The organism is Thalassospira mesophila, from assembly GCF_002115755.1.
GTDB classification, from domain to species: domain Bacteria; phylum Pseudomonadota; class Alphaproteobacteria; order Rhodospirillales; family Thalassospiraceae; genus Thalassospira; species Thalassospira mesophila.
The window spans coordinates 1-320 of the sequence record NZ_JFKA01000089.1; the positions used below are offsets into that span (position 1 = coordinate 1).

Annotated in this window: 1 protein-coding gene; it reads left to right on the forward strand. The window is 57.2% G+C overall.

All coding sequences use genetic code 11. The annotated features are described in order from the left end of the window. Window positions 1-320: TonB-dependent receptor domain-containing protein (locus tag TMES_RS22170; RefSeq protein WP_143589789.1), on the forward strand; the 320-nt coding region annotated here is incomplete at both ends.

Here is a 320-nt window from a genome sequence, read left to right on the forward strand (position 1 = left end):
GAACATCGGCAACGTGGAGAACAAAGGGCTGGAGCTGGAGTGGAGCGGCCAACTGCCGCATAACTTCAACTACTACACCTCTTATACCTATACCCAATCGAAGCAGAAGAACGACATCGTCAGCAATGGCGGGCAGCCGCTGCCGACCTCAGGTAAAGAGGTGCCGAACGTGCCGAAAAACCTGCTGAACATGACGTTGGGTTATGACGACGGGCTGTATTACGGCAGCGTCAGCGGCAAGTACGTCAGCGCATTCTACGGCGACTTGACCAACGACGAGAAGATCGGCGGCCGCACGGTATTCGATCTGGCGGCGGGGG